General features: G+C 67.9%; 5 protein-coding genes. All 5 read right to left on the reverse strand.

Going from position 1 to position 6,615, the window contains the following annotated elements:
• Positions 1–77: 77 nt before the first annotated feature.
• On the reverse strand, positions 78–869 hold the full coding sequence (locus AC1D2H_RS29405) for a citrate synthase family protein (protein ID WP_477933783.1): 792 nt from the start codon (positions 867–869) through the stop codon (positions 78–80).
• Positions 870–942: 73 nt separating this feature from the next.
• Positions 943–2,775 carry a thiamine pyrophosphate-binding protein gene (locus tag AC1D2H_RS29410; RefSeq protein ID WP_477933785.1) on the reverse strand — a complete coding sequence of 611 codons (1,833 nt, stop codon included), beginning with the start codon at positions 2,773–2,775 and terminating at the stop codon, positions 943–945.
• A gap of 313 nt (positions 2,776–3,088) precedes the next feature.
• Positions 3,089–4,339: a M28 family peptidase gene (locus AC1D2H_RS29415; protein ID WP_478013352.1), complete on the reverse strand. Its 1,251-nt coding sequence runs from the start codon at positions 4,337–4,339 to the stop codon at positions 3,089–3,091.
• Between the two features lie 31 nt (positions 4,340–4,370).
• A complete protein-coding gene (locus AC1D2H_RS29420) occupies positions 4,371–5,279 on the reverse strand; it encodes a DUF6929 family protein (protein WP_478013353.1) in 909 nt (302 codons plus the stop codon).
• Positions 5,280–5,355: 76 nt separating this feature from the next.
• The gene (locus AC1D2H_RS29425; protein WP_478013354.1) at positions 5,356–6,177 is read right to left on the reverse strand and encodes a CPBP family intramembrane glutamic endopeptidase; all 822 of its coding nucleotides are present in this window, start codon (positions 6,175–6,177) and stop codon (positions 5,356–5,358) included.
• Positions 6,178–6,615 lie beyond the last annotated feature (438 nt).

Consider the following 6,615-nt stretch of genomic DNA (forward strand, 5'->3'; position numbering starts at 1 on the left):
GCAGAGGCTTCATGCGGCCACCTGTTCGGCGGGATCGTTCAACAGGTCCAGCTCGAAAAAGGGGAACTGCAGAGGCTTCATGCGGCCACCTGTTCGGCGGGATCGTTCAACAGGTCCAGCTCGAAAAAGGGGAACTGCTTGGGACCGATGCCGCGCTGCTCCAGCGCGTGCGCCGCGGCGCCGGGCAGGCGCAGCAGCAGGAAGAGCATCTCGCCCTGCTCCGGCGTGAAGCCGAGGTCGGCGAGCGCGGTGGCGGCAACGCCCGTCATCGCCAAGGGCGCGCCGGCGGCAGCTTCCAGTGCGGCCTGTTGCTTCACCAGCCAGGCGCAACGCTGGCTGGCTGCGTTGCTTGCCAGGTGCGCAAGCAGGTGCCGAGCCAGCGGCGCCATGCAATCGGCATGTGCGTCGAAGCCGGGCGGGTGGTCGCATTCGGGCCAGATGCTGGCCACCGAGGCCTCGGTCTGGCCAAGGGTCTGCGTCCATTGCGCCAGGTCGGTTCCGCAGCGCTGCCAGAGCTGCATCGCATGGAAGACCTCGCGAGCGCCGCCCTGCCGGCCGGCGCCTACCGCCAGCGCGGCCATCAGGCTGGCAGCAGCCGTCGAGCCGCCGGTGCCGGCGCACATCGACGCATGCACCGACGGGTCGCGCGGCCCGGGGTTGGCCAGGGCAAGCGCCAGGTCCTCCAGCAAGGCCGCCTGTGCCGGCTCCGGCGCTTCGCCGCGGAACAGCAGGAAAAGCATCTCCACCCAGCGCGCCTGCCCCAGCATCTCGCCGTAGACGTCATAGCCGTGGCAGTAGGCGGCGCGCGTGGCGAAGGCGTTGCCGGGCTCGGGCTCCTCCAGCCAGATGCGGGTGTGGACCTGACTCATTGGTGCACCCTTCGGCCTGCGGCCTGTCCCGCCAGGCGGGAACGAGCTTGCTTGGGGCGGCCCGGCGCGGCGCTCATCGCGCCGTGCCCAGCGTCTTCATGCGCAGGTTCATCGGCGGCACTTCCTCGCCGTCGATGCGGATGTCCAGCAGCGTCGGCCCCTGGCGCGACAGCAGCGCGTCGAAGTCCAGCGCGTCCAGGTCCTGCGGCGAGCGGATCACATGGCCGGGGATGCCCATGGCCGCGGCCATCATGGCGAAGTCGACCTTGGGCAACTGGAAGCCGATGGGCTCGGCGCCCGCCAGGCGCTGGCCATGCTTGACCATGCCGAGCGCACCGTCATTCAGCACCACATAAAGCACCGGCAGGCCCAACTCGGCGGCCACCGTGATTTCCTGGCCATTCATCAGATAGCTGCCGTCGCCGGTCAGGCAGACGACCGGGCAGCGACGATTCGCCATCGCGATGCCGACGGCCGAGCCGATGGCCCAGCCCATGGGGGCGAAGTCCATCGTCACGCGCAGCCAGCTGGAGCTGCGGGTGCGCCTTTCCTTGCCGGAGGGCAGATAGGCGCCGCCGGGCATGCGGGCGCGCTGGTCGTGCGGCGCCAGATAGTGCACCGCCCAGGCGGCGCTGTTGCCGGCGTCAGCCACGAAGCGCGTCTGCGGCGGGCAGCGCTCGGAAAGCGTGGCCAGCAGGCGCTGCGGCTTCACCGGCGCGCTGTCGCTGTGGATGGCTTCGGGGTTGTCGACCATGGCCTCGTAGGCCTGGCGCGCCATCTGCGGGTGCAGGAAGGGCAGCAGCGTCGCGTCCTGCGGCGAGTTGAGCAGCGCGATCAGCTGCTCGCAGACCGACTTGATGTGGCCGCGCACATGCAGCCGCGCCATCTGCGAGCGCATCAGGTTCTCGTCGCTGTCGTCGACGTGGACGAGGCGGCTGTTCAGCAGCGCGGCCGACCAGCCCCCGCTGTTGAACTCGCCAAAGCCCGTACCCAGCGCGATGACGAGGTCGGGCTCGCTCGACAGCAGCTCGGCAGCGCTGGCGTGGCCACCGAAGCCGAAAACGCCACGGAAACGCGGGTGGCGCGGGTTGATGAAGCCCTTGCCGTCGGGCGTCGTGATGAAGCTGCCTTCTGTGCGCTGCACCAGCTGCATCAGCTCGTTGGCGGCATCGCCACAACCATCGCCGATCAGCCATACCGGTTGGCGGGCCGAGAACAGCAGGCGGGCGAGCTGGCGCACGGCGGGCAGGTCCACCATGGCCGGCGCGCGGCGCAGCAGGCCAGCGAAGTCTGGGGTTTCCATGTCGCTGGAAATAGGCTCGCGCAGGATGTCCACCGGGATGGACAGATGGCTGGGGCCACTGGGCGCACGCTGCGCCTGCATCAGCGCGTTGAAGAGCTTGGTGGGCAGCTGCTCGGCGTGCGAAACCAGCGAGTTGTAACGCGTGCAGGGGCGGAACATCGCCATCGTGTTGATGCCCGTGCAGCTCGATTCCTGCAGCGCGCCCTTGCCGAAGTTCTTGATCGGCGGCTGGCCGGTGATGACCAGCATGGGCACGTTGTTGTCATAGGCGCAGGCCACGCCCGTGATCAGGTTGGTGGCACCCGGCCCCGAGGTGGCGATGCAGACGCCGATGCGGCCGGTCTCGCGGGCATAGCCGTCGGCCATATAGGCCGCGCCCTGTTCGTTGCGGGCCACGACGGCCTGCGGGCCGCCGCGGCGGGCGCTGCGCGCCAGCGCGTTGTAGAGGGGTTCGATGGCGCCGCCGGGTACGCCGAAGACATATTCGACACCCAGCGCGGCCAGCGCGTCGACGAGCAGATCGGCCGCATCGCGCACGGCAGGTTCGCGGGCCGCATCAGGAACGTCGGCATAGAACGGAGCGAGAGCAGTATTTGATTCCACGGTGCAGCAGTCGTAGGACACCGCACCGGACGGCTGCATGGCGCTGCCAGAGCGCCTTGCACCTGCTTGTCGGCACGACATCGGGAAGGATTGATCCACCCACGGTGGACCCCGAACGGCCGACGGGCAGACACCCGTACGACCTCGCTCCTCCCTGTGTGCGCTTAGGTGCCCCTGGCGCTGACTACACCTGGCCCTGCAACATCTCGTGCCCGCGCATGAATGCGGTTAGCAACCGCGCAGTGGGGCGAACTGTATCCAATTGATACATTTGCTACATCCCCGCGAATGCGGGCGGCAGGACATCACAGGGTCAGGGCTTGACCCGGCCCCCCGTAAGTTGCGCGACAGCTGCGAGTGTTGTCTGTGCCGCGTTGAGGCCGAGCAGGAAGTCCTTGTCCGAGTAGGTCGCATACAGGTCGGTGGGCTGGTGCCAGTGCGGGTTCCAGCCCGCGCCGATCTGCATGCCACGCTCGTTCTCGCGCACCGAGATGGCCGGCACAACGTCCATGAAGGGCGTCGAGTCGGTATTGGTCATGCGGTTGCCAACAGCGGCCGGATAGTCGGTTGCGTACTTCTCGTTGGCGGCGCGCAGGGCCCAGGCCAGCTTGGCGGCACCGTCCGCCTGTTTCGCGTTGACCTGGAACTCGATGTTGACGTCGGCCTCGGCGCGCTGCTCCTTGGGCGCCGTGTAGACCGGCTGGCCACGGGCGTCCAGTACCGGCTTGCCGGCGGCGTCGAGTTTCGGGACCGGCATGCCGTGGTCGAACATCAGCATGTCGTGCTGGATCATGCCCAGCCACTTCGGCTCCGGGTACTGACCGGAGCCCTTGGGCGACTCGATGCCCTGCAGCGCCTGGCGTTGGGCCACATAGGCATAGGCGCCGTTCAGGCCGGTCTCCTCGTTGTTCCAGAGGATGAAGCGGATAGAGCGCTCCGTCGTCACGCCAGGCGCGCTGAAGATGCGCGCCAGTTCCATGACGAGGGCCGTGCCCGAGCCGTCGTCGTTGGCCGCCTCGCCAAAGCCGATGCCGTCCATGTGGGCGGAGACGATGTACATCTCGTCGGGCCGGGTGGTGCCGACCTTGGTGCAGTAGACGCTCTCGCGCGGCGAGGTGCCGAGCGGCGTCTGCTCGGTGTTCAGTGCGCGCAGCTTCTCGTCGGGCTGGGCCATCGGGTCCATGTTCACGCCGATGGGGGCACGCTTGCCGAACAGCGTGCCGCCGCCCTGCGCCGCCGGGCCGGCTGCGCGCACGGGTTGCAGTTGCACCGGGCCGCGCTTGACCGGCTCGGTGAAGTCATAGCGCAGCCGCTCGGTGTTCGTGCAGCCGTAGCTCTTGAGCTGGGCCTCGATCCAGTCCAGCGCCGCCCGGTTGCGCGCCGTGCCCTGGCGGCGGTCGCCGAACTGGGTCAGGCCCTTGATGGTGGCCTTGTACTTCTCCAGTTCAAGCTGGTTGACGAGCGGGGCGACGGGGTCGGCCGCATCGACGGGCTGCAACTGGGCAAAGGCAGTCAGGCAGGCTGTGGCGAGCGCGGCGGCAACGAATACGTTCTTGGCAGTCATGATGGGAAGCGTGGAGTCGGGTGCCGCGATCCTAGTCAATGGCCAGCGTCGCCGAGAGCAGCAGCGCGGGCTCGTCGCGGTCGTCCGGGTCGGTCACCAGCAGCAGCTGCAGAACACCGTTCTCGACGATCACCGCGATGCCCTCGGCCTTGCATCGCAGGGACAACGGCCACACGCCAAGCAAGCGCCCATCGGCCGCGACGACACCGACCGCCGATCCCCCGCATGGGCCATCCAGATAGCTGTCATCCGTGGCCTCCGCCGCCGCGCAGAACACCCAGCCGCCGCCTGGCAAGGCGGCGCCATCGGTGAAGCACAGTGGCACGCCGTCGATGTCGCCGAGGTCATAGGGCCTGCTGGAGAGCGGCCCCGGCGCGGGCGCGGTGCCGCTCAACCAGGCTTGAACGGCCGGCCAGTCGAAGGCGATCAACACATTGGCCGCGTCGGCCGAATTGCCCCGTTGCAGCAGGCAGAAGCTGCCAGCGCTGACAAAGGCCCCTTCGATGTTGAGTTTTTCGTGCTCTGCGTGCAGCGGCTCGTACAAGGACGCCAGGTCAATCTCGCGGACGGTGGCCTGAAGATCGCCCGCCTCGTCAAGCGCCAGCAACGCGGCGCGATGACGCTGCGGCCGCGACCCCGAGCCCAGCGCCAGCAACGCGCCATGCGGGCAGCCATGAAACGGAGGCAATTGCGCCAGTGCCTCCAGGTCAGGTTTGGCCGCCTTGCGGGCCTTGGGCTTGCCAGGCAATTCGCCGTCGAAGAGCCGGTGCAGCCGGCCGGCGCGGTCGCCCGACAAATCAAACACGGCCAGCGTGTGTTCGTCATCGGCAACGACAAACAGCCGCTGCCCCACCTGAACCAAGCCACTGGCTGCGCTGAGGTGGCTCAGAGCGGCAGCCGTCTCCACGGACAGGGTTCGGACGACTCGGACCTCCAGCATGGCAAAGCTCCCGGCAAACGTGCGGGCGATGCTAGCCGGGCTCTGGCGGCCACTTGCCGACCAGCATGCCGAGGCGTCACGGACGCGGAGAAGCAAGAGCTGAGGGCGGTTGGCGTCTGATCGAGATCGCGAGCGCGGCGCAGGCGATGAGGAAGATCCCGTCCATGATCAGTAACGCGCTCAGTTGCTCGCCCGATGTCCATGGGCGCGGCGAGAGTGGCGCGACCAGCGTCTTCACGGTCGGCGGATCGCAGAGCAGCAGGTCCCGCACCCAGTTCGCCGCCGCATGCACGCCCGCCGCTGCGGGAACGCTGCGCCAGCGCACGAACACGAGCCCGAACAACAGCGAGCCGACCGTGGTACCCAGCAGCGCCACCTGCCAGGGCCACCCGTTCGCGATGTGGAAGACCGCGAACAGGAGCGCGGTGACGAGCTGCGCCTTCCAATGGCCAAGCGCCGCGACGAGCCGCTCTAAGCTGTAGCCACGGAACACGAGTTCTTCGACGGCATTGCCGCATAGCAACCAGAGAAGCGACCAGGCCGCCATCCCCGCGCTGAAGCCCGGATTCCACGCCCAGCGAATGGGGAGCACGAGCCGCATGACGAGGGCGATCGCGGCGATGAGGATCGCCCCGCCTGCGAATCCGGCGGCGAGCTCGCCCAGCCGGCGCCACGACGCGTCGAGACCGAGGATCGCGAGCGAACGCCCCTCGTGCCGCAGAAAAAGGTAGCTCAGCATGACGACGGCCGCGACCAGCACGATCGGATGCCCGACGCCGAGCAGGTTAGGCACCAGCCAGATCGGAGCGCAGATCGACAGGAAGAGCAAAGCCCGGCGAATCGAACTTGATCGGTCCTCGGGCCGAGGACTTCCAGTGAAGATCGGCATTGCGGTCATGGCAGCTGGACCGGGTGGCCTCTTCAAGGCATCGAGAAGCTGACACCTCGGCTGCCGGGGCCCACAGCGGCATCTGTGTCGACGGACAGGGTTCGGACGATTCGGACCTCCAGCATGGCAAAGCTCCCGGCGCATGTGTGGGCGATGCTAGCGGCGCCAAGAGCGCGGCGTTCACGCCAAGTGGGGAGTACTGCCAGGTCCGCTTTGCAGCGATCTCAGCCGATCGCGTGCATCGCGTCCGAGGTCAGGTCTCGGCCGAGACTGTGTGAGAACGCGCGAGCAACGGTGCCAATAGGGCAGCTCGCTCGGTTTTGACTGCCAGTTGTCCGAAGTGGGCCTATAAATCGACTGTGATTGGCATCTGGACGTCTGGAAGGCCGCCGCCACCCTCTAGTGGCGCATCCAGACGGCGCTTACGCGCCCATCGCTCTCATTGCC

Source organism: Roseateles sp. P1_C1_2 (genome assembly GCF_056406535.1).

Excerpts from the sequence above, each read along its gene's own strand:
- AC1D2H_RS29405 (WP_477933783.1), bottom strand. The coding sequence starts at position 869 with ATGAGTCAGGTCCACACCCGCATCTGGCTGGAGGAGCCCGAGCCCGGC.
- AC1D2H_RS29415 (WP_478013352.1), bottom strand. The coding sequence starts at position 4,339 with ATGACTGCCAAGAACGTATTCGTTGCCGCCGCGCTCGCCACAGCCTGC.
- AC1D2H_RS29420 (WP_478013353.1), bottom strand. The coding sequence starts at position 5,279 with ATGCTGGAGGTCCGAGTCGTCCGAACCCTGTCCGTGGAGACGGCTGCC.
- AC1D2H_RS29425 (WP_478013354.1), bottom strand. The coding sequence starts at position 6,177 with ATGACCGCAATGCCGATCTTCACTGGAAGTCCTCGGCCCGAGGACCGA.